Annotated in this window: 25 protein-coding genes; 20 read left to right on the top strand and 5 right to left on the bottom strand. The window is 67.6% G+C overall.

All coding sequences use genetic code 11. From position 1 onward, the window contains the following. The first annotated feature begins 1 nt into the window (after window position 1). The gene (locus BW981_RS02745) at window positions 2-2,956 is read left to right on the top strand and encodes a bifunctional [glutamine synthetase] adenylyltransferase/[glutamine synthetase]-adenylyl-L-tyrosine phosphorylase (protein ID WP_076435981.1); all 2,955 of its coding nucleotides are present in this window, start codon (window positions 2-4) and stop codon (window positions 2,954-2,956) included. A gap of 10 nt (window positions 2,957-2,966) precedes the next feature. On the opposite strand, the gene BW981_RS02740 is transcribed toward BW981_RS02745, so the two are convergent. Both BW981_RS02740 and pepN read right to left on the bottom strand, forming a co-directional pair. Further along, the gene (locus BW981_RS02740; RefSeq protein WP_076435979.1) at window positions 2,967-5,255 is read right to left on the bottom strand and encodes a PAS domain-containing sensor histidine kinase; all 2,289 of its coding nucleotides are present in this window, start codon (window positions 5,253-5,255) and stop codon (window positions 2,967-2,969) included. A gap of 214 nt (window positions 5,256-5,469) precedes the next feature. Then, entirely contained in the window at window positions 5,470-8,115 is a 2,646-nt protein-coding gene (gene pepN, locus BW981_RS02735) for an aminopeptidase N (protein ID WP_076436758.1), read from the bottom strand. Between the two features lie 187 nt (window positions 8,116-8,302). On the opposite strand from pepN, the gene BW981_RS02730 reads away from it, so the two are divergent. The 9 genes from BW981_RS02730 to BW981_RS02690 all read left to right on the top strand — a co-directional run bounded on the left by BW981_RS02730 (window position 8,303) and on the right by BW981_RS02690 (window position 15,737). Next, complete coding sequence (locus tag BW981_RS02730) at window positions 8,303-8,752, top strand: VOC family protein (protein WP_076435978.1); 450 nt, start codon at window positions 8,303-8,305, stop codon at window positions 8,750-8,752. 4 nt (window positions 8,753-8,756) lie between these two features. Beyond that, entirely contained in the window at window positions 8,757-9,647 is an 891-nt protein-coding gene (locus BW981_RS02725) for a PfkB family carbohydrate kinase (RefSeq protein ID WP_076435976.1), read from the top strand. 109 nt (window positions 9,648-9,756) lie between these two features. Further along, entirely contained in the window at window positions 9,757-10,605 is an 849-nt protein-coding gene (locus BW981_RS02720) for an urease accessory protein UreD (RefSeq protein ID WP_076435975.1), read from the top strand. 10 nt (window positions 10,606-10,615) lie between these two features. Beyond that, on the top strand, window positions 10,616-10,930 hold the full coding sequence (locus BW981_RS02715; RefSeq protein ID WP_076435973.1) for a hypothetical protein: 315 nt from the start codon (window positions 10,616-10,618) through the stop codon (window positions 10,928-10,930). Then, a complete protein-coding gene (locus tag BW981_RS02710; RefSeq protein WP_076435972.1) occupies window positions 10,927-11,547 on the top strand; it encodes an urease subunit gamma in 621 nt (206 codons plus the stop codon). Before BW981_RS02715 ends, BW981_RS02710 begins: the two co-directional genes overlap by 4 nt. 50 nt (window positions 11,548-11,597) lie before the next feature. After that, window positions 11,598-12,470: a DUF1003 domain-containing protein gene (locus BW981_RS02705; RefSeq protein ID WP_244560221.1), complete on the top strand. Its 873-nt coding sequence runs from the start codon at window positions 11,598-11,600 to the stop codon at window positions 12,468-12,470. A 95-nt stretch (window positions 12,471-12,565) separates the two neighbouring features. After that, complete coding sequence (ureC, locus tag BW981_RS02700; RefSeq protein ID WP_076435970.1) at window positions 12,566-14,302, top strand: urease subunit alpha; 1,737 nt, start codon at window positions 12,566-12,568, stop codon at window positions 14,300-14,302. Between the two features lie 58 nt (window positions 14,303-14,360). Further along, window positions 14,361-14,621, top strand: coding sequence for a hypothetical protein (locus tag BW981_RS02695; protein WP_076435969.1), 261 nt, complete (start codon window positions 14,361-14,363; stop codon window positions 14,619-14,621). A 78-nt stretch (window positions 14,622-14,699) separates the two neighbouring features. Next, a complete protein-coding gene (locus BW981_RS02690) occupies window positions 14,700-15,737 on the top strand; it encodes an ABC transporter substrate-binding protein (RefSeq protein WP_083712103.1) in 1,038 nt (345 codons plus the stop codon). A gap of 3 nt (window positions 15,738-15,740) precedes the next feature. On the opposite strand, the gene BW981_RS02685 is transcribed toward BW981_RS02690, so the two are convergent. After that, the gene (locus BW981_RS02685; protein ID WP_076435965.1) at window positions 15,741-16,361 is read right to left on the bottom strand and encodes an FMN-dependent NADH-azoreductase; all 621 of its coding nucleotides are present in this window, start codon (window positions 16,359-16,361) and stop codon (window positions 15,741-15,743) included. Between the two features lie 76 nt (window positions 16,362-16,437). Between BW981_RS02685 and BW981_RS02680 the strand changes: the two genes are divergently transcribed. The 5 genes from BW981_RS02680 to BW981_RS02660 all read left to right on the top strand — a co-directional run bounded on the left by BW981_RS02680 (window position 16,438) and on the right by BW981_RS02660 (window position 19,564). Next, window positions 16,438-16,851 carry a winged helix-turn-helix transcriptional regulator gene (locus tag BW981_RS02680; RefSeq protein ID WP_244560194.1) on the top strand — a complete coding sequence of 138 codons (414 nt, stop codon included), beginning with the start codon at window positions 16,438-16,440 and terminating at the stop codon, window positions 16,849-16,851. A gap of 112 nt (window positions 16,852-16,963) precedes the next feature. Beyond that, window positions 16,964-17,656, top strand: coding sequence for an urease accessory protein UreE (locus BW981_RS22435; protein ID WP_076436752.1), 693 nt, complete (start codon window positions 16,964-16,966; stop codon window positions 17,654-17,656). A gap of 12 nt (window positions 17,657-17,668) precedes the next feature. Next, the gene (locus tag BW981_RS22430) at window positions 17,669-18,343 is read left to right on the top strand and encodes an urease accessory protein UreF (protein ID WP_076435964.1); all 675 of its coding nucleotides are present in this window, start codon (window positions 17,669-17,671) and stop codon (window positions 18,341-18,343) included. Next, a complete protein-coding gene (ureG, locus tag BW981_RS02665; RefSeq protein WP_076435962.1) occupies window positions 18,340-18,972 on the top strand; it encodes an urease accessory protein UreG in 633 nt (210 codons plus the stop codon). The genes BW981_RS22430 and ureG overlap by 4 nt, the downstream gene beginning before the upstream one ends. Before the next feature lie 13 nt (window positions 18,973-18,985). Further along, window positions 18,986-19,564 (top strand): HupE/UreJ family protein, encoded by a 579-nt coding sequence (locus BW981_RS02660; RefSeq protein ID WP_210188638.1) that lies wholly within the window; start codon window positions 18,986-18,988, stop codon window positions 19,562-19,564. A 72-nt stretch (window positions 19,565-19,636) separates the two neighbouring features. On the opposite strand, the gene uxuA is transcribed toward BW981_RS02660, so the two are convergent. Beyond that, window positions 19,637-20,833, bottom strand: a complete 1,197-nt coding sequence (gene uxuA, locus BW981_RS02655; RefSeq protein ID WP_076435960.1) for a mannonate dehydratase — start codon at window positions 20,831-20,833, stop codon at window positions 19,637-19,639. Between the two features lie 42 nt (window positions 20,834-20,875). Beyond that, the gene (locus BW981_RS02650; protein WP_076435958.1) at window positions 20,876-21,571 is read right to left on the bottom strand and encodes a GntR family transcriptional regulator; all 696 of its coding nucleotides are present in this window, start codon (window positions 21,569-21,571) and stop codon (window positions 20,876-20,878) included. Window positions 21,572-21,727: 156 nt separating this feature from the next. Here BW981_RS02650 and BW981_RS02645 point away from each other — a divergent pair, with 156 nt between their 5' ends. The 5 genes from BW981_RS02645 (at window position 21,728) to BW981_RS02625 (ending at window position 26,787) form a co-directional block, all read left to right on the top strand. After that, window positions 21,728-22,918 carry an ABC transporter substrate-binding protein gene (locus BW981_RS02645; protein ID WP_076435957.1) on the top strand — a complete coding sequence of 397 codons (1,191 nt, stop codon included), beginning with the start codon at window positions 21,728-21,730 and terminating at the stop codon, window positions 22,916-22,918. Window positions 22,919-23,010: 92 nt separating this feature from the next. Continuing rightward, window positions 23,011-24,078, top strand: a complete 1,068-nt coding sequence (locus tag BW981_RS02640) for an ABC transporter ATP-binding protein (protein ID WP_083712169.1) — start codon at window positions 23,011-23,013, stop codon at window positions 24,076-24,078. A 2-nt stretch (window positions 24,079-24,080) separates the two neighbouring features. Beyond that, window positions 24,081-24,968, top strand: a complete 888-nt coding sequence (locus BW981_RS02635) for an ABC transporter permease (RefSeq protein ID WP_076435953.1) — start codon at window positions 24,081-24,083, stop codon at window positions 24,966-24,968. 4 nt (window positions 24,969-24,972) lie between these two features. Then, window positions 24,973-25,803, top strand: coding sequence for an ABC transporter permease (locus BW981_RS02630; RefSeq protein ID WP_076435952.1), 831 nt, complete (start codon window positions 24,973-24,975; stop codon window positions 25,801-25,803). 72 nt (window positions 25,804-25,875) lie between these two features. Beyond that, the gene (locus BW981_RS02625) at window positions 25,876-26,787 is read left to right on the top strand and encodes a DUF72 domain-containing protein (RefSeq protein WP_076435951.1); all 912 of its coding nucleotides are present in this window, start codon (window positions 25,876-25,878) and stop codon (window positions 26,785-26,787) included. The last annotated feature ends 34 nt before the right edge of the window (window positions 26,788-26,821 follow it).

The raw sequence follows: 26,821 nt of genomic DNA, 5'->3' as shown, positions 1-26,821 counted from the left end.
GATGACCGGGCCGCTATGCGACAGCCTGACAGCGGCGCCGGTGCTTCCGGCGCGCGCCAAGGCCGGGCCGCTGATCGCGCGAGAGCTGATCGAGCGCCTGCGCGACGAGGCTGCCGCTGCGGCGCTGCAGGAGCATGTCGCCTCTCATCCGGCGAGTGCGGCGCTTCTGGCAGGCGCCCTCGCCCATTCGCCTTTCCTGACGCAGATCATGCGTTTCGATCCGGAGGGATTGCTGGCGTGCTTGACGCAGGCGCCCGAGGCGCGGCGCGACGCTCTGCTTGCCGGCATCGACACTTTCGCGGCCGGTGGCTGCGAGACTGCCGACCTGATGCGCGAGCTGCGCCGCTTCCGCCGCGCGATGGCGCTGCTGATCGCGCTCGCCGACATCGGCGGCGTCTGGGACGTGGAAACCGTGACGGCTGCGCTGACCGCTACGGCCGACAGGGCCGTCAGCCTCGCGACGAACCATGTCCTGCGCCAGGCCGCCGAGCTCGGCCGCATTAGGCTCGCTGACCTCGCCGAACCTGGCGCCGGCTCCGGCCTCGTCGTTCTCGCGCTCGGCAAGCACGGCGCCGGCGAGCTGAACTATTCCTCCGATATCGACATCGTCGTCTTCTTCGATCCCGAAGCGGCGGAAGCGGCCGGCGTGGCTGAGCCGTCGAGCTTCTTCGTCAAGCTCACCCAGCAGATTGCCCGCATCATCCAGGAGCGCACGCCGGACGGCTATGTCTTCCGCGTCGACCTGCGCCTCCGGCCGGACCCGGCATCGACCCATGTCGCCGTCTCGCTGCCGAGTGCCTATTCCTATTACGAGACGGTCGGCCAGAACTGGGAACGCGCGGCGATGATCAAGGCGCGCCCGATCGCCGGCGATGTCGCCCTCGGCGAGCGCTTCATCAGGGACCTCGCCCCCTTCATCTGGCGCAAATATTTCGACTTCGCGACCATCGCCGATATCCACGCGATGAAGCGCCAGATCCAGACGGTGAAGGGTCACGAGAGCATTGCCGTGGCCGGCCACAATGTGAAGCTCGGGCGCGGCGGCATCCGCGAGATCGAATTCTTCGTCCAGACGCAGCAGCTGGTCTTCGGCGGGCGGCGCCCCGCACTGCGCGGGCCACGGACGCTCGACATGCTGAAGGAGCTGACCAACGAGGGCTGGATCACCCCGCAGGCGCGCGACGAGCTGTCGGAATCCTATCGCTGGCTGCGCACCGTCGAGCACCGCCTGCAGATGCGCGACGACGAGCAGACGCAGACCCTGCCCAAGGTCGCGGCCGACCTCGACGCCTTCGCCCGCTTCTGCGGCTATCCGTCGGCGGCCGCCTTCGGCAAGGTCCTCACCGCGCATGCGAGGCGCATCGAAGGTCATTACGCGCTGCTCTTCGAGGAGGGGCCGAGCCTCGCTTCGGATGCCGGCACGCTGAGCTTCACCGGTTCCGAGCCCGACCCCGAGACGCTGGAGACGCTGGGCAAGCTCGGCTTCCGCGAGGCGATGACGGCGGCGGAGACGGTGCGCGGCTGGCATTTCGGCCGGCGCCCCGCCGTCACCAGCGCCCGCGCCCGCGAGGTGCTGACCGAGCTGACACCGGCCCTGCTGGTCGCACTCGGCCGCACGGCCGATCCGGACGGCGCGCTCGCCCATCTCGACAACGCCTTCGTGCGGATGCCGGCCGCGGTCGAGCTGCTGACGCTTCTGCGCTCGCATGATTCCCTGCTGACGCTCTTCGCCGAGATTCTCGGCAGCGCGCCGCGCCTGGCCAAGGTCGCTGCTCTGCATCCGCATGTACTGGACGGCGTGATCGATCCGGCCTTCGGGCAAGCGGTCCTCGACACCGGCATGCTCGAACGCCGGATCCGCACCTATGTCGGCGCCCCGCCGCCCGGCGTCGAGGAAGGGCTGGACCGCCTGCGGGACGCGGCGCGGCAGGAGAACTTCTTGGTCGGGGCCCGCCTGCTATCCGGCGTCTATGATGCGCAGGCGGCCGGCGAGGCCTACTCCGCTGTGGCCGAAGCCTGCCTGCGCGTCGCATTCGCCGATACCCGCGCGGCCTTCGCCGCCGATCATGGCGTCATCGCCGGTTCCGAGACGGCCGTGCTGGGCCTCGGCCGGCTCGGGGCGGGCGCGCTGACCCCCTCGTCCGATCTCGATCTCGTCCTGCTCTACGACCGCCCGGAGGATGCCGGGGCAAGCGATGGCGCCAAGAGCCTCGACGCCGTCACCTGGCATGTCCGCCTAACCCAACGTTTCGTCGCGGCCCTGACCGTGCCGACGCGCCGCGGCACGCTCTATCAGGTCGACATGCGGCTGCGCCCCTCGGGCAACAAGAGCCCGGCCGCGACCCAGTTCGCCGGTTTCACAGCCTATCACGACGGCGAGGCCGAAATCTGGGAAGAGATGGCGCTGACACGCGCCCGCGTCGTCGCAGGCGACGAAGCTCTGTCGCGCCGCGCCGAGCAGGCCATCCGCAGTATTCTGAGCCGGCGCCGTGAGCCCTCCAAGGTCGCAGCTGCCGTGATGGAGATGCGTGCGCTGATCGCCAGCGAGAAGGGGGAGAAGGACGGCTGGGACCTGAAGCTCGCCGCAGGCGGGCTGACCGACCTCGACTTTCTCGCGCAGTTCCTCGTCCTGGCCTATGCCGCCGATCACCTGTCCCTGCTCGTCAATGGAACCGGCGCCGTCTTCGCGGCGGCGCGCGAGGCTGGGCTGCTGTCGCAGGCGGACGCCTCGGTGCTCGGCGAGGCGCATCGGCTGATCGGCGACGTCCAGCTCTGGCAGCGCTTTACCGTCGAGGAGGCGTTCGACCCGAAGGTGGTGCCGCCCCGCGTCCTGAAGCGCATTGCCACGGCGGTTGGCCGGCCCGACGCGAAAGTGCTGAGGGCTGAGCTCGACGACACGCGCCATGCCGTGCGGGCGATCTTCACGCGCGTGCTGGCAGCGGCGCGGAAGGGGTGAGTGCTGCTGCTCAGGCCGCCTGCGCCGTGATCCGCCCCGCGCCGCCATCGAGCGGCAGGTGGATCATCACGATGGTTCCGGCGCCGATCGCCGAGCGCAGCCTCAGCGAACCGCCATGCAATTCGGTGAGTGAGCGGGCGATCGCCAGCCCGAGGCCCGAGCCCTTGTAGCTGCGGACCAGATCGCCCTCGACCTGCTCGAACGGGCGTCCGACGCGCTCCAGCTTCTCCTTGGGGATGCCGATGCCGGTATCCTCGACGAAGATGTTGATGGCCCCGGGGACGAGCCGGGTGCGCACCGCGATCCGCCCGCCTTCCGGCGTGAACTTGGCTGCGTTGTCCAGGAGGTTGCCGAGGATCTGGTAGAGGGCGTGCGGGTCGGCCTCGATATGGGTGTCGGTGGGGCCCTCGACGGAGAAGGAGAGCCCCTTTCGCTCGATCTCGCCGCGCACCTTGCCGACCGCTTCGTCGAGCACGGGACCCAGCGAGATCTCGCTGCGCTCCAGCCGCAGCTTGCCGGATTCGAGGCGGGACATGTCGAGCACGTCGTCGATGATGCCGAGCAGGTAACCGCCGCTGGAGCGGATGTCGCGGACGTAATCGGTGTATTTCTCGCCGAGAGGGCCGAACAGGCCGTTCTCCATGATCTCGGAGAAGCCGATGATCGCGTTGAGCGGCGTGCGCAGCTCATGGCTCATATTGGCGAGGAATTCGGACTTGGCGCGGTTGGCGCTCTCGGCGGCCGCCTTCTGCTCCAGATAGCGCTCGGCGAGGTCCGCGAGCTGCTGGGCCTGAACCTCGAGCTTCTGGCGCGAGGCCTTGAGGTCGGTGACGTGCATCAGGAGCTGGTGCTCGGACTGCGTCAGCCGCTCCTCCTGCTGCTTCAGCTTGGTGATGTCGGTGCCGACCGAGACCGAGCCGCCGTCCTTGGTGCGGCGCCCGTTGATCTGCAGCCAGCGTCCGTCGGAGAGGCGCGCCTCGTAGGAGGCGGAGCCTCGCTGCGAGCGGGCCGGCTCGCGGTCGATCTGGGGCTGCACGCTGGCGGCCATGATCTCGCTGTGGCTGATGCCGGGCACGAGCAGTTCGGCCGGGAGCTGATGGAGCTGCTGGTATTTGGCGTTGCAGAGGATCAGGCGGTTCTCGGCGTCCCACAGCACGAAGGCTTCCGAGATCGCCTCGACCGCGTCGCGCAGGCGGGCATCGGCCGTGGCGGTGCGCTCGGCCATGCGGCGCTGCTCGGAGATATCGACGACGATGCCGACGAGATGGCGCGAGCCGGTGCGCCGGTCGATGACGAGCTCGGCACGCGCCTTGAGCCAGAGCCATTCGCCACTGGCGGCGCGGACGCGGAATTCCTGGTCGAGATAATTGGCCTCGCCACGGCTGATCGCGTCGGCGATGGCATAGAGATCGACGTCCTCGTGGTGGATGAAGCCCATCACCTCGCCGAAGGACATGTATTCGCCGGCGCGGTCATGGCCGAGCAGCGCATACATCGAATCCGACCAGTAGATGCGCCCGCGGGCGAGGTCCCAGTCCCACAGGCCGCAATGGCCGCGGTTGAGAGCGGTGTCGATCCGCTCGCGGACGCAGTCGCAATCTTCGTCGGCGGCGCTGGCGCGCTTCGATTGCAGCATGAAGGCCAGCGTGGTGGTGGCGAGGACGAGGCCGGCCGCGCCGAACAGGATGCCAAGGCTCGTGCTGCGTTCGCGCCAGACCGAGAGGGCCCGCGAAACCGGTTGCAGCACCGCGACCTGCCCCAGGGGGGCGGAGAGGTTGCGGACGGTGGCGAGCGCTTCGGGGCCGCCGGGCAGGGTGATGCGCATCACTCCGGCACGGTCGCCGAAGACGGTGAGGGGCTGCGTCTGGCCCAGGAAGTCGACGAGCGTGCGCGGCGTCTGGCCGATGGAGGGCTCGCTGGCGACGATATGGCCGTCCGCATCGCTGACATAGACCAGGCGGCCATGCGAGGCGAGGTGCCGGGCCGCCAGCGGAGCCAGCGCGCTGCCGGGAGCCTGCCCAGCTCGTGCGGCGGCGTCGAGGTCGCGTGCGATCAGCGCCGAGAGAATCTCCAGCTCGCCGGTCGCCTCGATCACCGCATCGTCGCGCATCGCCGAATTCTGGACGAAGGCGCCAGCGCACAGGATCACGATGAAGAAGCCGACCAGGACCGGGATCGCCGTGCGGAACGCGGGCTCGAAGCTCTCGAACCGCTGATAGAGCGGGTGCGTCAGAGACCTTGCGACGCCCAGAATCGTATCGGCGCGCACAGATGCGCACTCCGCGTTGGCACGCGACATGCCCGCTCCCCCTTCGGAAACCTGTACCGTCAGTAAGATCGGGAGACGTGCCGCATCCCCGCGAATCACTGTCAGTTGAATCCGGGCGAGTCCCTTTGTCCAGCCTTGAGTTGAGTCAGGAGAGCAGAATTCTCCTTAAGGTTGTGGTGCTTATCGAATGAATCCTGCGCGCGTAATCAACCGTTAACCTTTGGGGTCGGGTGAGGTTAACGCCCTATGCGAGCGTCCTTTCGGCGATGTCGGAGACGTCGCGGGAGAGGCCGGGCGTGCGCGCGACGAGCCCCAGCGCGTCCTGCGCCAGTCGCCTGCGCACCGGCTCCAGCATGCGCCAGCTCTTGAAGGAGCCGAGCAGCCGCGAGGCGACCTGCGGATTGGCGCGGTCGAGCGCCACGACGATATCGGCGATGAAGCCGTAGCCCGCGCCGTCGAGGCGGTTGAACTGCGTGAGGTTCGCGGCGAAGCCGCCGATCAGCCCCCGGACGCGGTTGGGGTTGCCCAGCGAGAAGGCCGGATGCTGCATCAGTCGCTTCACGCGCTCGAGCGTGCCGGATTCCGGGATCAGCGCCTGGGCCATCAGCCACTTGTCGAGCACGAGCGGCTCGCCGCTGTAGAGTTCGGCGAAGCGGCCGATCAGCGCCTCGCGCGCCGCGCCGGGGACCAGCGTCATCGCAGCCAGAGCCGCCAGACGGTCGGTCAGGTTGTCGGCGCTGGCGAACTGGGCCTCGCAGAGCGCGGCGCCCTCGGCCGGTGCGGCGAGCGCCATAAGCCCGAGCAGCTCGTTGCGCAGCGCCCGGCGCCCGGCGGAGGCGGCATCCGGGCTGAAGGTCCGCTGGCTTGAAAGCGCGTCGCGCAGGCCGGGCAGGCGCGGCAGCAGCGCCGCGCCGATGGCCACCGACAGCGCGCGATGGGCGCCGAACACCGCATCGGGATCGACGTCGCGGCCGATCTCGCGCGCGATGTCTGCCGGGGCGGGCAGCCTCAGAACCTGCGCGGCGAAGGCGGGATCGGCAAGACCGTCGCGCCTGAGGAAGGTATCCAGCGCCTCGCCGAGCGCGCGGGCGGTCACCAAAAGTGCGCTGCGCTCCGCCTTTGCGCGGCCGGCGGTGGTGAGCGCACGGGTCGCCACGCTCTGCAGGGCCTGCCAGCGGTTGAAGGAATCGCTGTCCTGCGCGAACTGACGGATCAGCTCTCCGTCCGACAGATCCAGCTCCAGCCGCGCCGGGGCGGAAAACTCACGCAGCAACGAGGGAATCGGCGCCTCGGGGAGGTCCTCGAAGGTGATCGAGAGCGAGGCGCGATCGAGGATCACGAGCCCGTCGCCGGAATAGGCTCGCGAGCCCGTCTTCAGCGGCAGGTCTCCCTGGCTGCCGACGAGGCCGAGCCGGATCGGCAGGACCATCGGCTCTTTCTCGCTCTGGCCCGGCGTCGGCGGCGTGCTCTGGGCAAGTTCCAGCGTGTAGCGCTTCGCGGCGCCGTCGTACTGTCCGGAGGCGACGAGGGTCGGAGTCCCGGCCTGCTCGTACCAGCGCGCGAAATGCGAGAGGTCGCGGCCCGAGGCCTCAGAAAAGCACGCCAGGAAGTCCTCGATCGTCGCGGCGGTGCCGTCGCAGCGTTCGAAATAGAGATCCATGCCCCGCTTGAAGGCGCCGTCCCCGATCAGCGCCTTGAGCATGCGGATGATTTCCGCGCCCTTCTCATAGACGGTGGGCGTATAGAAGTTGTTGATTTCCTTGTAGGCACGCGGCCGCACCGGGTGCGCGAGCGGCCCGGCGTCCTCCGAGAACTGGGTCGAGCGCAGCATGCGCACATCGGCGATGCGCTTCACCGGCCGCGAGCGCTCGTCGGAGGAGAATTCCTGGTCGCGGAAGACCGTGAGCCCTTCCTTCAGGCAGAGCTGGAACCAGTCGCGGCAGGTGATGCGGTTGCCGGTCCAGTTGTGGAAGTACTCATGCGCGATGATCGCCTCGATCGAGGCGTAGTCGCCATCGGTCGCGGTTTGGGGGTCGGCCAGGACGTATTTGTCGTTGAAGATGTTGAGGCCCTTGTTCTCCATCGCGCCCATGTTGAAGTCCGAGACGGCGACGACGTTGAACACGTCGAGATCGTAGTTGCGGCCGAACACCCGCTCGTCCCAGCGCATGCAGCGTTCCAGCGAATCCAGCGCCCAGCCGGCCCGCCCGGCCTTGCCGGGCTCGACATAGACCGCAAGCTCGACCTTTCGGCCCTCGGCCGTGACGTAGTCCTGCCGGACATGGTCAAGTGCTCCGCCGACCAGCGCGAAGAGATAGGCCGGCTTCGGGTGCGGGTCGTGCCAGACGGCGAAATGCCGCTCGCCGCCCGGCAGTTCTGCCGCAGCGACCAGATTGCCGTTGGAGAGCAGCACCGGCGCCTGCGCCTTCTCCGCCTCCAGCCGCACCGTATAGACGCTCATCACGTCGGGCCGGTCGAGGAAGTAGCTGATGCGGCGGAACCCATCCGCCTCGCACTGCGTGCAATAGACGCCGGAAGAGCGATAAAGCCCCATCAGCTTGGTGTTGGCGGAAGGATCGATCTCGGTGTCGATCGTGAGCGTGAAGGCGCGTTGCGGGGGCGCGTGGATCGTCAGCCCTTGCGGGCTCGCGGCATAGGCGGCGGCGTCGAGCGGCGCGCCCTCGAGCGCCAGCGCCTTCAATGTGAGTTCGTCACCATCCAGCACGAGCGGCGCACCCGGCCGGCCGGCCGGGTTGGGCTGCAGCGCCAGCAGCGAGCGCACCCGCGTCTTCGTCGGATGCAGGCTGATGTCGAGATCGACCGTATCGATCAGCCAGTCGGACGGGCGATAATCCTCGAGGCGGATCAGGGGGGCGTCTTCGGTACGCATGGCAACCTTGATGGCGGCAGGCAAAGCTCATCTGTAGCGGTTGCACAGCGCGCCCGGAACCCCGGCCGTCTGCTGCCGGACGCACGTCTCGACGGGCTTGCCATGAGGCGCCGGCTCGTCCTGTATGGCGGCTTCGGGCGCGACGGCGGTTGCCGCGGTCCCCCATCCCGATCAGCAAGGACCAACGATGCGATATCTCCACACCATGGTGCGCGTGACCGATCTCGACCAGGCGCTCGATTTCTACGTCACCAAGATGGGCATGGTCGAAACCCGCCGGATCGAGAACGAGAAGGGCCGTTTCACCCTGGTCTTCCTCGCGGCCTCCGACGACGTCGCCGAAGCCAGGGCCGGGGCCTCGCGCGGGCGGCCGACCCTCGAGCTGACCTATAACTGGGACCCGGAAAAATACACGGGCGGGCGCAATTTCGGCCATCTCGCCTATGAGGTCGACGACATCTACGCCACCTGCGAGAAGCTGATGCAGGCCGGCGTCACCATCAACCGCCCCCCGCGCGACGGCAACATGGCCTTCATCCGCTCGCCCGACAACATCTCGATCGAGCTCCTGCAGAAGGGCGATGCCAAGGCGCCGGCCGAGCCCTGGGCCAGCATGCCGAACACCGGCGAGTGGTGAGCTCTTGGCCGGCGTCTTCTGCCTCGGCATCGCCACGCTCGACTATGTCTACAGTGTCGAGACCATGCCGACCCGCGGCGAGAAGTATCGCTCGCGCGGGCTCGCGATCGTGGGTGGTGGCTGCGCCGGCAATGCCTCGGTTGCGATTGCCCGGCTTGGCGGTGCCTGCTGGCTGGCGACCCGGCTCGCAGACGACCTCACCGGGGATCGGATTGTCGCCGATCTGCAGGCCGACGGCGTGGACACCCGCTTCGCCCGGCGCGTCGCGGGGCTGACCTCGCCGGTGTCCGCCATTCTGGTCGATGCGGAAGGCGAGCGCATGGTGATCTCGCATTCCGATCCTGCCATGCCGGAGGATGCGGCTTGGCTGCCGGAGAAGCTTCCTCCCGGCGTTGGTGCGGTGCTGGCGGATACCCGCTGGGGCGATGGGGCCCTGGCGGCATTGAAGCTGGCGCGCAGGGCCGGCGTGCCCGGCGTGCTGGACGGGGATCGCAAGCCGCCCCATCCCGATCTGGTCGCGACCGCGAGTCACGTCGCCTTCAGCCAGCAGGCGCTGCGCGAGGTCTCCGGGGAGGAGAATCCTCATGCCGGCCTCGCAAAGGTCGCGAAGGGGGCGGAGAACTGGATTGCCGTGACCCTCGGCAAGGCTGGCGTTCTCTATTGGGAGGGCGAAGTCCGCCATAGCCCCGCCTTCGTCGTCGAAACGGTCGATACGTTGGGCGCCGGCGATGTCTGGCACGGTGCTTTCGCCCTCGCTTTGGCGGAGAAGCGCCCGGAGGCGGAAGCCATCCGCTTCGCTTCGGCCGCTGCCGCGATCAAATGCACCCGCTTCGGCGGCCGCAGCGGAGCGCCGGCCCGTGACGAGGTCGAGCGCTTTCTGTCGCAGCGCCGCTGATGCCCAGCCTGGAAGCAGCCTCTGCCTACCTTTTGATCGCCTGAACGACCAAGGGGGCTTGCTCAATAAAGGGGCAGCATGACAATGGCAGGCCTGCTCCGGAGTGCCGATGTACGCGCCGCCCATCCCGGCCGCCGATGACCCGCTCGTGCCGGCCGCCATGCGGGCGGATGGCGGCGTGCGGTTGCGTTTCGAGCGCAGGGGTGAGCGGACGCTCCGGATGGAACTCGCCGAGTCCGGCGGCTATCGCGCGCGCTTTCCCCAGACCTTCGACAGTTCCTGCGAAGCCGTCCTGATCAATACGGGCGGCGGCATGGCCGGGGGCGACCGGATGCGCGTTACGGTCGAGGCCGGCGAGGGCTCCCACGCGGTCGTCACGACCCAGGCGGCGGAGAAGATCTACCGCAGCCAGGGCTTCGATACGGCTATCGAGACGCGGCTTGCGGCCGCCGAGGGCGCGAACCTCGCCTGGCTCCCGCAGGAAAGCATCCTGTTCTCCGGCAGCCGCCTGCGCCGCAGGCTCGAGATCGATCTCGCGGAGGGTGCTCGGCTCGTCGCCTGCGAATCGACCGTCTTCGGACGCAGCGCCATGGGCGAGCGGCTGGAGCGGGGCTCGCTGCGGGACCGTTGGCGCGTCCGCCGCGCCGGACGGCTGGTCTTCGCCGACGATCTGCGGCTGGAGGGGCCGGTCGACACGCTGCTTGCGCGCCCGGCGATCGGCGGAGGGGCGCAGGGCGCCGCCACGCTCCTCATGATCGGCCCGGAACTCGGCGGCCACCGCGATGCGATCCGCGAGATTCTGGCGCAGCACGACGATGTCGAAGGCGGCGCCGGCATCGTTTCCGATTGCCTCGTTGTTCGCCTCGTCTCCTTGCGGGCGGAGGCGCTGCGTCGCGTGCTCGTCATGCTCCTCGGTCAAGTCACCGGTCGTGCGCTGCCGCGCACCTGGTCAAGCTGAGGAGACCGACATGCTGCCGATCCAGGGTTTGAAGTGCATCTACGACACGACCGGCCGCGCCTGGTCGATCGAGCTGGTGATCAGGGCCGAAGGCGAGCACGCCGTCCGCCGCTTCGAGGTGGACAGCGCCGACGATGCCGAAATGCTGATCGAGGCCTTCGAGGATTCGTCGGCCAGCGCCTTCGATCCGCAGACCGGCGAGATCGTCTTCGGATACGAATATCTCGACCTCGACGACGAGGACGAGCAGGACGAAGACGATGCTGACGGGGATGATTCCGAGGACGACGAGTCCGAGGAGGACGAGGGGAAGGACAAGGCATGAACCTGACGCCGCGCGAAAAGGACAAGCTGCTCGTCGCCATGGCCGCGATGGTCGCGCGACGACGCCTCGAGCGCGGCGTCAAGCTCAACCATCCCGAGGCCGTCGCGCTGATCACCGACACCGTCGTCGAGGGCGCGCGCGACGGCCGTTCCGTCGCTGACCTGATGGAGGCGGGCGCGCAGGTGCTCAGCGCTGATCAGGTCATGGACGGCATCGCCGAGATGATCCACGACGTGCAGGTCGAGGCCACTTTCCCGGACGGGACCAAGCTCGTCACCGTGCACGAGCCGATCCGCGGGAGCCTGGGACGCGTGAAACCCGGCGAGATCGAGACCTTGCCGGGCGACCTCGTGATGAACGAAGGGCGCGAGAGCGTAACGCTGACGGTCTCAAATACCGGTGACCGGCCGGTCCAGGTCGGCTCGCACTACCATTTCTTCGAAGCCAACCCTGCGCTCGTCTTCGAGCGCGGGGTTGCGCGCGGCTTCCGTTTGGATATTCCCGCAGGCACCGCCGTGCGCTTCGAGCCCGGCCAGACGCGCGAGGTCAGACTCGTCGCTCTCGCTGGCAAGCGCGAGATCTACGGCTTCCGGCAGGATGTAATGGGCAAGCTGTGACGACACCGATCGACGCGAACGAACAGCCCGACGATCTCGAAAACCCTCCGATCCCGCCTGCGGGCGAGTTGGCCGAGCGCGGCGGCTCGAGCAAGAAGCGCGGAATCTGCGCCATTTCCGGGCAGGAGATGGCGCGGCGCAATCTGGTCGACGTCGGCACTCTGCGTCCCGCTCTGGCGGACCATATCCGGCGTGATTTCCCGAACATATCCGACGAGAGCCTGATCAGCGCCAAGGAACTGGCGCGCTATAGGACACGCTATGTCGAGGAAATCCTGCGCGAGGAGCACGGCGAATATTCCGATCTCGACCGCGAGGTGGCGGAAAGCATCGCCCGGCAGGAGACGATCGCCGAGAACGTCGAGGACGATTTCGAGGAGCATCGCACGCTGGGCGAGCGGCTCTCGGACGGGCTTGCCAGCTTCGGCGGCTCCTGGGCCTTCCTGATCAGTTTCGGCGTGGTTCTGGTCGGCTGGATGGCGCTGAACATCGTGCTCGGCGAGCAGCGCGCCTTCGACACCTATCCCTTCATCCTGCTCAATCTCGTCCTGTCCTGCCTCGCCGCCATCCAGGCGCCGATCATCATGATGAGCCAGAAGCGCCAGGAGTCGAAGGACCGGCTGCGCTCGCTCAACGACTACCAGGTCAACCTCAAGGCCGAGCTGGAGATCCGGCATCTGCACGAGAAGATGGACCATCTCGTCATGCGCCAATGGCAGCGCCTGGCGGAGATCCAGCAGGTCCAGCTCGAAATGCTGCAGGATGCACAGGGGCGCGTGCCGCGTCCCAAGGTCGTGGTGAAGAAGGTCAAGAAGAAGCCCAAGCCCAAGCCCAAGGCAGAGCCGAAGCGCGTCGCGGCGGCGGGTGAATCGGAGGCCCCCGAGCTGCCGCCTGAGCCGAAGCCTGCGCCCGGGGAGAACTGAGCGCACGCGTCGTCTGAACCGAATCTTGCATCGGAGCCTCCGGCGGCGTTTTCTGCCGTGGCGCTTCCGTCGGTCCCCTGTTTCGAGGCCTGCCCATGCCTTTCGCCTTCCCGCGCAACGCCTATGCCGCGATGTTCGGCCCCACGACGGGCGACAAGGTGCGCCTCGGCGATACAGAGCTCTGGATCGAGGTCGAGAAGGACTTCACCACCTATGGCGAGGAGGTGAAGTTCGGCGGCGGGAAGGTCATCCGCGACGGCATGGGCCAGAGCCAGGTGACGAACGCGGCGGGCGCGGTCGACACCGTCATCACCAATGCGCTGATCCTCGACCATTGGGGGATCGTGAAGGCCGATATCGGCATCCGGGCCGGGCGCATCTGCGCCATCGGCAAGGCCGGCAACCCGGACATCCAGAGCGGCTTCGGCAATTTTGACCCGACCGAGACGATCATCGTCGGCCCCGGTACCGAGGTCATCGCGGGCGAGGGCAAGATCGTCACCGCCGGCGGCTTCGACAGCCACATCCACTTCATCTGCCCGCAGCAGATCGAGGATGCGCTGATGAGCGGGCTCACCACCATGTTAGGGGGCGGCACAGGCCCCGCCCATGGCACGCTGGCGACGACCTGCACGCCCGGCCCCTGGCATCTCGGCCAGATGATCAAGGCCGCCGACGCCTTCCCGATGAACCTCGCCTTCGCCGGCAAGGGCAATGCCGCGCTGCCCGCCGCCCTGGTCGAGATGGTCGAGGCCGGCGCCTGCGCCATGAAGCTGCACGAGGACTGGGGCACGACGCCCGCCGCGATCGACAACTGCCTCTCCGTCGCCGACGATTACGACGTGCAGGTGATGATCCACACCGACACGCTCAACGAGAGCGGCTTCGTCGAGGACACCATCGCCGCCTTCAAGGGCCGCACCATCCACGCCTTCCACACGGAAGGGGCGGGCGGCGGCCATGCGCCCGACATCATGAAGGTCGCAGGGCTTCCCAACGTCCTGCCGTCCTCGACCAATCCGACGCGGCCCTTCACGGTCAACACGCTCGACGAGCATCTGGACATGCTGATGGTCTGCCATCACCTGTCGCCGTCGATTCCCGAGGATCTCGCCTTCGCCGAGAGCCGCATCCGCAAGGAGACGATCGCCGCCGAGGACATCCTGCACGATCTCGGCGCGCTCTCGATGATGTCCTCGGATTCGCAGGCCATGGGCCGCGTCGGCGAGGTCATCACCCGGACATGGCAGACCGCGCACAAGATGAAGGTCCAGCGCGGGCCGCTGCCGCAGGATGCCGGCACCGGCGCGGACAATTTCCGCGCCAAGCGCTATGTCGCGAAATACACGATCAACCCGGCCATCGCGCATGGCATCTCGCGCCATATCGGCTCGGTCGAGGTGGGCAAGCTCGCCGACCTCGTGATGTGGTCGCCGGCCTTCTTCGGCGCCAAGCCGGACCTCGTCATCAAGGGCGGCATGATCGCCGCCGCCCCGATGGGCGACCCCAATGCCTCGATCCCGACGCCGCAGCCGGTGCATTACCGCCCGATGTTCGGCGCTTTCGGCAAGGCCGTGACCTCGACCTCGCTGGTCTTCGTCTCGCAGGCCGCGATGGCCAATGGCCTGCGCAATCGGCTCGGCACCGAGAAGGAGATGGTCGCGGTCGAGAACACCCGCGGCGGCATCTCCAAGAAGAGCATGATCCACAACGACGCCACGCCGGACATCCAGATCGACCCGGAGACCTATGCAGTCGTGGCCGACGGCGAATTGCTCGTCTGCGAACCCGCGAAGGAACTGCCGCTGGCGCAGCGCTACTTCCTGTTCTGATCGGTCAGGAACAGCGCCGGCCCCCTCGCGTTCCTCGGTGAACGCAAGGGAGGCGATCATGACGGATGACGACAAGCGGGCCGGCAAGGGCCAGCCCGAGGCTCTCGCGACCTTCGCCGCTGCCGCGCGGCGCGATGGCAGGAAGCCCGATGAGGTCGGCCTGGACGCGACGGACGAGACCGCGCCGCTGCCGGCATCCTCTGAGCAGAAGGCCAAGGCTGCGACAAAGGTGTTGCGCGAGGGCGTGACCGGCCGCGAGGAGGGGGCGGAAGAAGCCATCGACGCATTGCCGGACCGCACGCGGGACGTGTCGCGCTGAGAGGCGGCGCGCAGGAGGCGTTGACTTCAGGCAGGCGGCGCGGTCTCTAGTCGGCAAAGAAACCGACAGGAAACGCCGATGCCTTGTCCGCTGCCGCGCCTCGTCATGGGCGCCTTCCTGCTGTCGCTCGCGGCTGGCGCGGCGATGCCGGCATCCGCCCAGGGACAGGTCACCGTCTACTGCTCGATCCTCGAGGAGCAGTGCCGCGAGGGTGCGGCGATGTTCGAGAAGTCGACCGGGATCAAGGTCGCCATGGTCCGCAAGAGCACCGGCGAGGTCTATGCGCAGGTGAAGGCCGAGGCCAACAATCCGCGCGGCGATGTCTGGTGGGGCGGGCCTGGCGAGCCGCATCTGCAGGCGGCCGCCGAGGGGCTGCTCGACGAGTACAAATCGCCCAGGCTGCCCGAACTGCACGATTGGGCGCAGCGTCACGCCCAGCAGTCCGGCTTTCGCACCAACGCGATCTATCTCGGCGCGCTCGGCCTGGGCTACAACAGCGAGATCCTGAAGAAGCGTGGCGTCGCGGCCCCGACATGCTGGGCCGACCTGCTCGACCCTAAGTTCAGGGACGAGGTCCAGATCGCCGACCCCAGCTCGTCCGGCACGGCCTATGTGTTCCTGGCGACGACCGTGCAGCGGCTCGGCGAGGAGAAGGGCTTCGACTTCCTCAAGAGCCTCCACAAGAACATCAGCCAGTACACCAAGTCGGGCATCGCGCCCGTCAAGGCGACGGCACTGGGTGAAACGGCGGTCGGCATCGCCTTCATCCACGACATGCTGACGCAGAAGCTGCAAGGCGCGCCGATCGAGACCGTCGCGCCCTGCGAGGGCACCGGCTACGAGACCGGTTCGGTGTCCATCATCAAGGGCGGCAGGAACCCGGACGCGGCCCGCAAGTTCGTCGACTTCACGCTCTCGCCGGCAGCGCAGGACATCAACGTCAAGCTGAAGATCAACTCGATCCCTTCGAACAAGGCGTCCCAGCTTTCGCCGGACGCGCCGAAATTCTCGGAGATCAAGCTGATCGACTACGACACCCCGCGTTGGGGCGCGCCGGTCGAGCGCTCGCGCCTCCTCAGGAAGTTCGACACGGACGTCAAGACGCTGCCGCGCTGAGCCTCAGGCGGCCTGCGCCAGCGCGGAAAGTTCGGCGGCGGCCTGCCGGGCAGCCGCCAGGGCCGACTGCATCTGCGCGGGGCCGATCTTCAGGCCCTCGGCGCGGATGATCTCGAGGTCGGTCACGCCGAGGAAGCTGAACACGGCACGGAGGTAATTCTCCTGAAAGTCGTTCGGCTCGGCCGGAGCGCCGGGCGTGTAGACGCCGCCGCGCGCGCTCGCGATGACGATGCGCTTGCTGCCTGCCAGGCCTTCGGGCCCCTTCTCGGTATAGCGGAAGGTCTTGCCGGCTACGGCGATGCGATCGATCCAGGCCTTGAGCTGCGACGGAATGCCGAAATTATACATCGGCGTGCCGATGACCACGATATCGGCCCCCAGAAAGGCATCGAGCGTGGCGCTGCTGTCGGCGAGTTCATCGGCGAAGGCTGCGGCGTCGCCGGCACCGGCCGCCGCTGCGAGATAGCCTCCCGACAGATGCGGCAGCGGGTTGGCCGCCAGATCGCGATAGGTGACATCGAGCGAAGGGTCGACCTGCCGCATGCGGGCCACGACCGCCGCCGAAAGCTCGCGGCTCGCCGAGTTTTCACCCAGGATGCTGGAATCGAGGTGAAGCAGTTTCATGATCGGGCTCCTTGGTATATGTTTGATACCTAGGATGTGTATGAGCCTGCCTAAGGCTCTACAAGGAGGCACATTTTTGAAACAGGGTCACACCCATGTAACCGACGCCTGCCGCGTCGTGACGCCCGTCCTCGCCCGCGTTGGCGACAAATGGAGCATCCTGATCGTCCGGCTCCTAGGCGACGGTCCAAGGCGCTTCAACGAGATCAAGCGCCTTGTGGATGGCATCTCGCAGCGCATGCTGACCCTGAGTCTACGGGGGCTGGAGCGCGACGGGCTGGTCAGCCGCACCGTGTTCCCCACCGTGCCGCCCCGTGTCGAATACGAGCTCACCGATCTCGGCCGCTCGCTCTGGGAGCCGGTCGCGGCGCTGGGCCAATGGGCGGCCAGCCATGCCGAGGAGATCGGCCGTGCCCAGAAGGCGTTCGACAAGAGGCTCGCCGCCGAGGAAGCGGGTCGCCGCAAGATTCCTGCCATCGGAATGGGTTGAACGCCGCCTTCAACGCGGCCGCGCGAGGGGTTGCATCCGCGGCCCGGCGGTGGTCGAAGTGGGTGGGGCGGCCTTGGCCGCCGACATCCTTCATCGTCACGGGTTCAACATCATGCTGCGCGCCACATCCGTCGTTCGCAAGGCCGCGGTCAAGGCCGACCGGGTGGTCGATACGCTCACCCTCGACCACGACGACCGCAATCGCCGCCGCCTCGCGCTCAAGGCCGATGGCGGCCTCGATATTCTGCTCGACCTCGACAAGGCGACGGCGCTGGCGGATGGCGACGCCGTGAAGCTGGAGGATGGGCGCCTGGTGCAGGTGAAGGCGGCGCCGCAGAGCCTCCTGGAGATCCGTGCCGAGAACCCGCTGCGCCTGATGCGCGTCGCCTGGCATATCGGCAACCGCCACACTCCGGCCGAGATCGCCGCCGATGCGATCTATATCGAGAACGACCATGTCCTGGCGGAGATGGTGCGCGGGCAGGGCTGCACCATGACGCCGGTCGAGCGGCCGTTCCAGCCGGAGCGCGGCGCCTATGACCACGGCGACGATTGCGGCTGCGGCCATGATCACCACCACGGCCATCACCATCACGACCATGGCCATCACGACCACGCTCACGGCCATGCCCATGAGCATGCCCACGCGCATGATCACAAGCACGACCACGCCGATCACGAGCATGGCGCATCCTGCGGCTGCGGCCACGACCACAAGCATGATCACGACGGCCATGCCCACGATCATGATCACGGCCACCACGGTGCCGGGCAGGGCCACAAGGGCCATTCGCACGACCATTGAGCCCGCCTGCGCATGAGCGCGCACCTGCCCTTGATGATCTGGCTGTCGCCGTCCTTCCCGGTCGGCGCCTTCGCCTATTCTCACGGGCTGGAATGGGCCTTCGAGGCCGGCGACCTGCACGATGCGGACAGTCTGCACGATTGGCTCGGCGCGCTCGTCACGCATGGCTCGCTGCACAACGACCTCATCCTGTTCGCTGCGGCCTTCCGTGCGGTGCGGGCGGCTGACGGCGCCGCGCTGCGCGAAGTCGCGGAACTGGCTCTGGCGCTGGCCAATTCGACCGAGCGGCGGTTGGAGACGGTCACGCAGGGCAATGCCTTCGTCGCGGCGGTGAAGGCCTCCTGGCCTTGCAGGCCGATCGACGATCTGCCTGCAGCCTGGGATGGCGAGGTGGCTTATCCGGTCGCGGTCGCGGTGGCTGCGGCCGGCCATGATCTGCCGCTCCCGGCCTGTCTGGAGACCTATGGCCTCGCCTTCGTCGCCAACCTGGTCTCGGCCGCGGTCAGGCTCGGCGTCATCGGCCAGACGGACGGGCAGAAGGTCACCGCCGCCTTGGTCCCGGGCTTGCATGCGGCCGCCGCCGGGGCGGAGGGCGCAACGCTCGACGATCTCGGTGGCTGCGCGCTGCGGTCGGACATCGCGTCCCTGCGTCACGAAACCCAGTATTCGAGGCTCTTTCGCTCATGACCCGCTCCCCTCACGGCCCGCTCCGCGTCGGCATCGGCGGCCCGGTCGGCTCCGGCAAGACGGCGCTGATGGAGGCGCTCTGCAAGCGCATGCGCGACAGCTACGATCTCTGCGCCATCACCAACGACATCTACACCAAGGAGGATGCGCGCCTCCTGACGGTGGCCGGCGCCCTGGCCGAGGAACGCATCATGGGCGTCGAGACCGGCGGCTGTCCTCATACGGCGATCCGCGAGGACTGCTCGATCAACCTCGCTGCCGTCGCCGAGATGCGCGGCAAGTTTCCGGCGCTCGACCTCATCCTGATCGAATCCGGCGGCGACAACCTCGCCGCCACCTTTTCCCCCGAGCTGGCGGATCTGACGATCTACGTCATCGACGTCGCGGCCGGCGAGAAGATCCCTCGCAAGGGCGGCCCGGGCATCACCCGCTCCGACCTGCTCGTCATCAACAAGACCGACCTTGCGCCGCATGTCGGCGCCGATCTCGGTGTGATGGAGCGCGATTCCCGGACCATGCGGGGCAAGCGCCCCTTCGTCTTCACCAACACCCGCGCCGGCGACGGTGTCGATGTGGTGATCGATTTCATCGAGACGGCCGGCGGGCTGAAGGCCGCCTCGGCGGCGTAAAGGGGAGGGCAGAATGACCATGATCAAGCGTATCGGCCTTGCGGGCGCAGCTTCGCTCGTCGCTGGCAGCGCCTTCGCGCATACCGGCGTCGGTGCGGTCCATGGCTTCACCGCCGGGTTCAGCCATCCGCTGTTCGGACTCGACCATCTCACCGCGATGGTCGCGGTCGGGCTCTGGGCCGGGCTCGTCGGCGGCAAGGCGCGCTTCGCCTATCCCGCCGCTTTCGTCGCCACGATGGTTGTCGCCGGCCTCTGGGGCATGAGCGGGGGCGCGCTGCCTGGCGTCGAGATCGGCATCGGCGTCTCGGTCGTGGCGCTCGGCCTTGCCATCGCCTTCAACATCGCGCCGCCCGTCGCGATCGGAACTGCGGTCTGCGCGCTCTTCGCGATCTTCCACGGCTACGCGCACGGAGCGGAACTGCCGGAGAACGCCGGCGCGCTCAGCTATGCGGCGGGCTTCGTCCTCGCGACCGCCGCCCTGCACGGTCTCGGCCTCGTTCTGGCGACTCAGATCGCGGGCCGCGCGCCGCGCCTGGCCCGCTTCGCCGGCGGGGCAATGGCCGTGGCCGGCATCGCCTTCCTCGCGGGCTGAGCTGCCGGGTCGTTCGGCCGAAAGAAAAGGCGGGCCCTGACCCGCCTTTCTGGGCGCATGGAACGCCGCAACTCAGGCGTCATAGCCTTTCATGCTGGCGAGCGCCGTCATCACGCCGCGCAGCTCCGCCAGTCCGCGCAGCCGGCCGACGGCCGGATAGCCGGGAAACGAGCCCTTGCCGACGTCGTCGAGCAGGGCATGGCCGTGGTCGGGGCGCATCGGAATGCGCCAGGGGTCGAGGCCCGCAGCCTTGCGGCGCTGCTCTTCGGCCATCAGCGCGTCCACCAGCGCCACCATGTCGGTATCGCCGCCCAGATGCTCGGCTTCCATGAAGGAGCCGTCCGGGTCCTTGGCGACGTTGCGCAGATGCGCGAACCAGATCTTGTCCGCGAAACGGCGGGCGATGGCCGGAACGTCGTTCTTCGGGTTGGCGCCGAGCGAGCCGGAGCAGAGCGTCAGTCCGTTCGCGGGCGAATCCACCGCGCCGAGAATCCAGGCGATGTCGTCCTCGTTCGAGCAGATGCGCGGCAGGCCGAAAAGCGGCCGCGGAGGATCGTCGGGGTGGATGCACATCCGGATGCCGACCTCCTCGGCGGTCGGGATGATCGCCTCCAGGAACCGCTTCAAATTCTCGCGAAGCTTCTCATGGGTCATTCCGGCATAGCGCTCGAGGATGCGGGCGAGGCCGGGAAGATCGTAGCGGTCGAAGGCGCCCGGCAGCCCGGCCATGACGCTGGAGAGCAGCCGGTCGCGCTCGGCCTCGGTCGAACGCTCGAACCAGGCCCTGGCCTTGGCCAGCACTTCGGCTGAATGGCCTTCCTCGGCGCCCTTCCGCTTCAGCATGAAATGGTCGAGCGCGACATATTCGTGCAGGTTGAAGCGCAGCGCCGTGCCGCCGCCCGGCAGGGGCTCGGCAAGCTGCGTGCGGGTCCAGTCCAGGACGGGCATGAAGTTGTAGCAGATGACCTTGAGCCCGCAGGCGGCGAGGTTGCGCATCGACTGGCGGTAGTTCTCGAAGACGGGTTCAAGGTCGCCTTCGCCGATCTTGACGCTCTCATGGATCGGCAGGCTCTCGACCACCGTCCAGTCCAGGGCCAGGCTTTTGTCGGCCCGGACGATCGCCTGCCGCTTCTCGATCTCCTCGATGCTCCAGACCACGCCATAGGGGATCTGGTGCAGGGAGTTGACGATTCCCGACGCTCCGGCCTGCCTGGCCTGGGCCAGCGTCACGACATCGTCCGGCCCGAACCAGCGCCAGCATTGTTCCATCGTTGGATATCCTTTGGGAGGTTTGTTGGAGCGGCAGGGCGCTCAGGGGGCGTCCCGCGTCAGCCGGGAATCGTCGAAGGCGTCGGCATGATCGCGCGCGATCGCGTCGATCGTGGCGAAGACGGTGCGCAGGTGGGCGCGCATCGCCGCCTCGGCGCCAGCCGCGTCGTGCTTCATGATGTGCGCGGCGATCACCCGGTGCTCCTGCAGGATGACGTCCGACCAGGACGGGGTCTCCAGCGAGAGGCAGCGCACACGGTCCATCTGCGCCTTCACACCCTCGATCATGTTCCAGACGGCGCTGTAGCCGGCAATGCGGGAGATTTCCGCATGAAAAACCTCGTCCAGACGAAAGATTTCCGGCCTGTCCTGCCGCCTGACGGCCGCTGCCTGTTCCTCGATCAACGCTTCCAGCCGGCGCCGGTCGGCGTCGCGGATGCGCTCGGCGGCCAGCGTGACGGTGCGGCATTCCAGCGTCTCGCGCACGAACTGGCTGTTGTGGACGGCGGCGAGGTCGATCGGCGCGACGAAGGTGCCGACCTGCGGCACCGCCACCAGGAAACCCTCGTCGACCAGGCGCTTGAACGCCTCGCGCACCGGGGTGCGGCTGACGCCGAAGCGCAGTGCCATGCGCGCCTCCGACATCGCCTCGCGCGGCTTCAGCGCGCCGCTGATCACGTCGGTGCGCAGCACGCTGTAGATCTGATCCGTGCTGTGGCGCGTTGCAGGGTGGGCCATTGCCAAGCTCTTGACGACTGGTATACTAGAATACCGATCAACCGGCCCCGGCGTCAACTTGGCAGGTTCCGGCAAAAGAAGAACCGGGCGGCCGCAGCCGACACCGGAAAAATCAACAAGGCAGGAAGCGGGCATCCGCGTCCGGAGGAGAATTCCATGGCTCAGGACAGCATCAACCGACGTCATTTCATCGGCGGCGTCGCCGGCCTCGGCCTGGCGGCCCAGGCGCCAGGCGCCTTCGCGCAGTCTCTCAAGCTGCCGACCTCGCCCGTCGCGATCTCGATCGTCGACGTGGCCGGCAACCTCGCGCTGACGCAGAAGGCGATCGAGAACTACCGCAAGGCCAAGCCGAACGTCGTCTCGCGCATCACCTTCACCAAGGCGCCGGCCCCGGAGCTGCCCGGCAAGCTCAAGGCCCAGCAGGCCGCCAACCGCGTCGATATCGACATGGTTCTGACCGGCACGGACGCCCTCTCGGCCGGCGTCGAGCAGAACCTCTGGGTGCCGCTGCTGCCGCAGCAGGCCGGCAACCTGCCGAAACTCCAGGATATCTTCCTGGAAGGCGCCTGGAAGATGCAGGGCCTTGCCAGCGGGCAGGGCGTCGTCGTGACCTATTATCCGTCGGGTCCGCTGCTCGAATACATGCCGGACAAGGTCAAGAAGGTGCCGACCACGGCCGAGGAGCTGCTGGCCTGGACCAAGGAGAACAAGGACCGGCTGATCTACGCCCGTCCGGCCAATTCCGGCCCGGGACGCACCTGGATCATGGGCCTGCCCTACATTCTCGGTGACAAGGACCCGAAGGACCCTGAGAAGGGCTGGGACAAGACCTGGGCCTATCTCAAGGCACTCGGCGAGAACATCGAGTATTATCCGGCCGGTACCGGCGCGGTGATGAAGGAACTCGGCGACGGCTCGCGCGACATGACCGTGACGACGACGGGCTGGGACATCAACCCGCGCGTCCTCGGCGTCGTGCCGAAGGAGGCCAAGGTCGCGGCCCTCAAGGGCTTCCACTGGGTCGCGGATGCGCACTACATGTGCATCCCCAAGGGGGTATCGGACGAGAAGCTTGCTGTCCTCGTCGACCTGATGAATTTCCTGCTCACCAAGGAGCAGCAGGCCTACACCTATGACGAGGGCTATTTCTATCCGGGCCCGGCCGTGAAGGGCGTCACGCTCGACATGGCGCCGGCGGAGAGCCAGAAGGCGATCAAGGACTTCGGTCGCCCCGAATACGAGAAGCTGATCGCCGAGGCCCCGCTCGAGACCCCGCTCGATCCGGCCAAGATGGTCGTCGCGTTCCGCATCTGGGACGAGCAGATCGGCGGCGCCAAGAAGAAGTAATTCCCGCATCCCGCAGCGGCGGGCAAGGCTGGGAAGCCTTGTCCGCCGCTGCGCATTGTCTCGCCATTTCCCGGAATCCGGACGCCATGACGATCAACGCAGCCTCTTTTCGCGAGCTCAGGCTCGACCGCCTGAGCCGCGACTTCGGCACCCACAACGCTCTCAAGGACGTCTCGCTGACGATCGGCAAAGGCGAGTTCATCGCGCTGCTCGGCCCGTCCGGCTGCGGCAAGTCGACGACGCTGAACCTCATCGCCGGCTTGCTGCCCGCGACCGGCGGCGGCATCTGGCTCGACGACAAGCGCATCGACCCGCTGCGGCCCGAGGAGCGCGGCTTTGGCATGGTGTTCCAGAACTACGCGCTGTTCCCGCATATGACGGTGGCGAAGAATATCGGCTTCGGCCTCAAGATGCGCGGCGTGCCGCGCGCGGAGATCGACAAGCGCGTGGCGGAAGCCGCAGCTCTCGTGCGCCTGCAGGGCCAGACCGAAAAATTGCCGGGTCAGCTCTCCGGCGGACAGCAGCAGCGCGTCGCCATAGCACGCGCCATCGTGGTCGAGCCGCCGCTGGTGCTGATGGACGAGCCGCTCTCCAACCTCGACGCCAAGCTGCGTCTCGAGATGCGCGCCGAGATCCGCCGCATCCACAACACGCTCGGCGCCACCACCATCTATGTGACGCACGATCAGGAAGAGGCGCTCTCGCTCGCCGACCGCATTGTCGTGCTGCGCGACGGTGTGGTGCGCCAGGTCGGCACGCCGGAAGATCTGTTCATGCGGCCGGACCATTTCGACGTCGCCGAATTCATGGGCTTCCGCAACCGCGCCACCGGCAAGGTCGTGTCGGTCGCGGACGGGCGCGCAGTCGTCGCCGTGGGGACGCAGCAGATCACGGGGCGCACCCGCAACGTCGTCACGGCCGGCGCGGAAGCTGCCATCGCCATCCGGCCCGAGGATATGCACCCCGTCGCGGCCGGCCAGCCGGGCCTGGAGGCGCAGGTCGTCTCGACCGAGTTCCGTGGGCGCGAATTCGTCGGCTTCGCCCGCATGGCCGATGGCACGGACCTCTCCTTCCTCGCCCATGACAAGCTGGCGCCGGGCGACAAGGTGACGCTCGCCGCCGAGCCCGACCGCGTCCTCGTCTATGGAGGCCGGGCGTGAGCGTGGCAGCGTCTCCTTCCATCCCCCTCAAGCAGCGGCTGGCGGCGCGAGGCCTCGACGGGCTGACGCTGCTCGTCCTGCCCGCCGTGCTGTTCCTGCTGGCCCTGTTCGTCTACCCGTTCTTCTACGGGCTCGTGCTCTCCTTCGAGCCCAAGGCGGGCGGCGTCTTCGCCAACTATCAGCGCTTCTTCGCCGATCCGTTCCTCTATGGCACGATCGCGACGACGCTCTGGCTCGCGCTGCCGGTCACGGTCGCTACACTGGCCCTGGCAATTCCGATCGCCTTCCGCGTGCGGCTGATGAAGAACCAGCGGCTGCTGACCACCATCCTGGTGATTCCGATCACGCTCGGCACCGTGCTCGTTGCCGAGGGCCTCTTGAACTATCTCGGCCCTCAGGGCTGGTTCAACCGCACCTTGATGACGCTCGGAATCATCTCGACGCCGGTCAAGCTGCTGCACAACTACTGGGGCGTGATGCTCTCGCTGGTCATCACCGGCTTTCCCTTCACCTTCCTGCTGACGCTGTCCTATCTCTCCGGCATCGATCCCGCGCTGGAGAATGCCGGGGCGACGCTGGGCGCCGGGCCGTGGGAGCGCTTCAAGCACATCCTCTTCCCGCTGCTGCTGCCGGGCCTCGCGATCACCTTCTGCCTCAGCTTCGTGCAGGCCTTCTCGGTGTTCCCTTCGGCGGTGCTGCTGGGCGCGCCCTCGGGGCCGACGCGCGTGATCTCGATCGCGGCCTATCAGGCGGCCTTCGAGGAATATGACTACTCGATGGCGTCTGCCGTCGCGATGATCATGGGCATGGTGCAACTTGGCATCGTCGTGCTGGTTCTGGCCGTGCGCGGCCTGCTGTATCGCGGCCCGGCCGGCGGCGGAAAGGGTTGATCCGATGGTCAAGGACACCCGTCTTTCGACGAAGCTCTGGGCCGCTGCCAACTGGGCGCTGATCGGTTTCTTCATCGTCAATCTGTTCGCGATGATCGGGACGGTGGTGGTTTCCTCCTTCTCGACCCGCTGGCTCGGCACCTGGTTGCCTGCCGGCTGGACGACGCGCTGGTACGCGGCGGCGTGGAGCGAGTTCCAGCTCTACGACGTCCTCATGGTCACCTTCCAGATCGTCTTCCTGGTGGTGTTCCTGTCCGGGTTGATCGGCGTGCCGGCCGCCTATGCGCTGGCGCGCCGGGATTTCCCGGGCAAGCGCCTGGTCATGCTGCTCTTCCTGCTGCCGCTGCTGATCCCGCCGATCACCTTCGGCATTCCGCTGGCGACCGTCCTCTACCAGACCGGCTTTGCCGGCCAGATGTCGGGCGTGGTGCTGGCCAACCTCGTGCCGACCATCCCCTTCGTCATTCTGGTGATGATCCCCTTCATCGAGCAGATCGACACCAAGATCGAGCAGGCGGCGCGCGTCTTCGGCGCCAACACCTTCAAGCTCTTCGTGCATGTACTGCTGCCGCTGCTGCTGCCCGGCATCCTCGCCGCGCTGTTGCTGGTACTGGTGCGCACGCTGGCCATGTTCGAGCTGACCTTCCTCACCGCCGGCCCGACCAGCCAGACCCTGGTGGTCGCGCTCTACTACGCCGTCTTCGCCGCCGGCGTGCGGGCGGTGCAGTCGATCGACGCCATGGCGGTGATCTACATGGTCACGACGCTGATCTGGCTGATCATCGCGCTGCGCTTCGTGAACCCGACGCAGATCGTGGCCCGCGCCAAGAAGTAGCCGGGCGCGGCCGGAACAGGCCGCGCCTTTCCGACATTCTCTCCCCGACGGCCTCGGCCGTCCGGGGAGAGAATGATGGCCAAAGGCACGATCCGCATCGGCATTTCGGGCTGGACCTATCCCCTCTGGCGCGGCGACTTTTATCCAAAGGGGCTGCTCCAGAAGCGCGAGCTGGCCTATGCCTCCGCGCTCTTTCCGAGCGTCGAGATTAACTCCACCTTCTATGGCCTGCAGACGCCGGCGAGCTTCGCGCGCTGGGCCGATGACACGCCGCAGGACTTCGTCTTCGCGGTGAAGGGGCCGCGCTTCCTCACCCACATCCTGCGCCTGCGCGGTATCGAGACGCCGCTCGCCAATTTCATGGCCTCGGGCGTATTGCGGCTGGGGTCCAAGCTCGGGCCGATGCTCTGGCAGTTCCCGGCGAATTTCCGCTTCGAGCCCGAGAGCTTCGCCGCTTTTCTCGTTTCGCTGCCACAGGATGGCGAGGCCGCCAGCGCCCTCGCGAGCCGGCATGACGATCACATCAAGGCGCGCGGCTGGCTCAAGGCAGACGGTGTCGGCCGGCTGCGCCATGCCGTCGAGGTCCGCCACCAGAGCTTCCGCGATCCGGCCTTCATCGCGCTGCTGCGCAGGCACGACATCGCGCTCGTCTGCGCCGATGCGGTCGATTGGCCACTCTGGACCGATTTGACGGCCGACTTCGCCTATATCCGCCTGCACGGCTCGCAGGAGCTTTATGCCAGCGGATATGACGACGCCGCTCTCGACCATTGGGCAGGGCTGATCTCGGCCTGGGCCGAAGGGCGCGAGGCGGCCGGCGACCAGCGCATCGTCCCTGCCCGAGCGGACGGGTCCCCGCGCGACGTCCATGTCTATTTCGACAACACGATGAAGCCGCGGGCGCCGCGCGATGCACTGGCGCTGATGGAAAGGCTGGGGCTCAAGCCGGACGAGGCGGCAGCGGCTGCGCTGGTTCGGCGCTGATCAGCCCAGATCGATGAGCGCGATCCCCGGCTCA

The sequence above is a fragment of the Allobosea sp. TND4EK4 genome (assembly GCF_900156025.1).
In the GTDB taxonomy this organism is placed as follows: domain Bacteria; phylum Pseudomonadota; class Alphaproteobacteria; order Rhizobiales; family Beijerinckiaceae; genus Allobosea.
The sequence above is the reverse complement of the archived record's forward strand: the minus strand, read 5'-3'. Positions and strand labels throughout refer to the sequence as shown.

What these genes read in the sequence shown, in the direction of transcription:
- BW981_RS02630 (WP_076435952.1), top strand. Translation starts at nt 24,973, where the DNA reads ATGGTCAAGGACACCCGTCTTTCGACGAAGCTCTGGGCCGCTGCCAAC.
- pepN (WP_076436758.1), bottom strand. Translation starts at nt 8,115, where the DNA reads ATGCGTACCGAAGACGCCCCCCTGATCCGCCTCGAGGATTATCGCCCG.
- BW981_RS02685 (WP_076435965.1), bottom strand. Translation starts at nt 16,361, where the DNA reads ATGAAACTGCTTCACCTCGATTCCAGCATCCTGGGTGAAAACTCGGCG.
- BW981_RS02660 (WP_210188638.1), top strand. Translation starts at nt 18,986, where the DNA reads ATGACCATGATCAAGCGTATCGGCCTTGCGGGCGCAGCTTCGCTCGTC.
- BW981_RS02730 (WP_076435978.1), top strand. Translation starts at nt 8,303, where the DNA reads ATGCGATATCTCCACACCATGGTGCGCGTGACCGATCTCGACCAGGCG.
- BW981_RS22430 (WP_076435964.1), top strand. Translation starts at nt 17,669, where the DNA reads ATGAGCGCGCACCTGCCCTTGATGATCTGGCTGTCGCCGTCCTTCCCG.
- BW981_RS02645 (WP_076435957.1), top strand. Translation starts at nt 21,728, where the DNA reads ATGGCTCAGGACAGCATCAACCGACGTCATTTCATCGGCGGCGTCGCC.
- BW981_RS02745 (WP_076435981.1), top strand. Translation starts at nt 2, where the DNA reads ATGACCGGGCCGCTATGCGACAGCCTGACAGCGGCGCCGGTGCTTCCG.
- BW981_RS02715 (WP_076435973.1), top strand. Translation starts at nt 10,616, where the DNA reads ATGCTGCCGATCCAGGGTTTGAAGTGCATCTACGACACGACCGGCCGC.
- BW981_RS02625 (WP_076435951.1), top strand. Translation starts at nt 25,876, where the DNA reads ATGATGGCCAAAGGCACGATCCGCATCGGCATTTCGGGCTGGACCTAT.
- BW981_RS02695 (WP_076435969.1), top strand. Translation starts at nt 14,361, where the DNA reads ATGACGGATGACGACAAGCGGGCCGGCAAGGGCCAGCCCGAGGCTCTC.
- BW981_RS02720 (WP_076435975.1), top strand. Translation starts at nt 9,757, where the DNA reads ATGTACGCGCCGCCCATCCCGGCCGCCGATGACCCGCTCGTGCCGGCC.
- ureG (WP_076435962.1), top strand. Translation starts at nt 18,340, where the DNA reads ATGACCCGCTCCCCTCACGGCCCGCTCCGCGTCGGCATCGGCGGCCCG.
- BW981_RS02650 (WP_076435958.1), bottom strand. Translation starts at nt 21,571, where the DNA reads ATGGCCCACCCTGCAACGCGCCACAGCACGGATCAGATCTACAGCGTG.
- ureC (WP_076435970.1), top strand. Translation starts at nt 12,566, where the DNA reads ATGCCTTTCGCCTTCCCGCGCAACGCCTATGCCGCGATGTTCGGCCCC.
- BW981_RS22435 (WP_076436752.1), top strand. Translation starts at nt 16,964, where the DNA reads ATGCTGCGCGCCACATCCGTCGTTCGCAAGGCCGCGGTCAAGGCCGAC.
- BW981_RS02740 (WP_076435979.1), bottom strand. Translation starts at nt 5,255, where the DNA reads ATGTCGCGTGCCAACGCGGAGTGCGCATCTGTGCGCGCCGATACGATT.
- BW981_RS02690 (WP_083712103.1), top strand. Translation starts at nt 14,700, where the DNA reads ATGCCTTGTCCGCTGCCGCGCCTCGTCATGGGCGCCTTCCTGCTGTCG.
- BW981_RS02710 (WP_076435972.1), top strand. Translation starts at nt 10,927, where the DNA reads ATGAACCTGACGCCGCGCGAAAAGGACAAGCTGCTCGTCGCCATGGCC.
- uxuA (WP_076435960.1), bottom strand. Translation starts at nt 20,833, where the DNA reads ATGGAACAATGCTGGCGCTGGTTCGGGCCGGACGATGTCGTGACGCTG.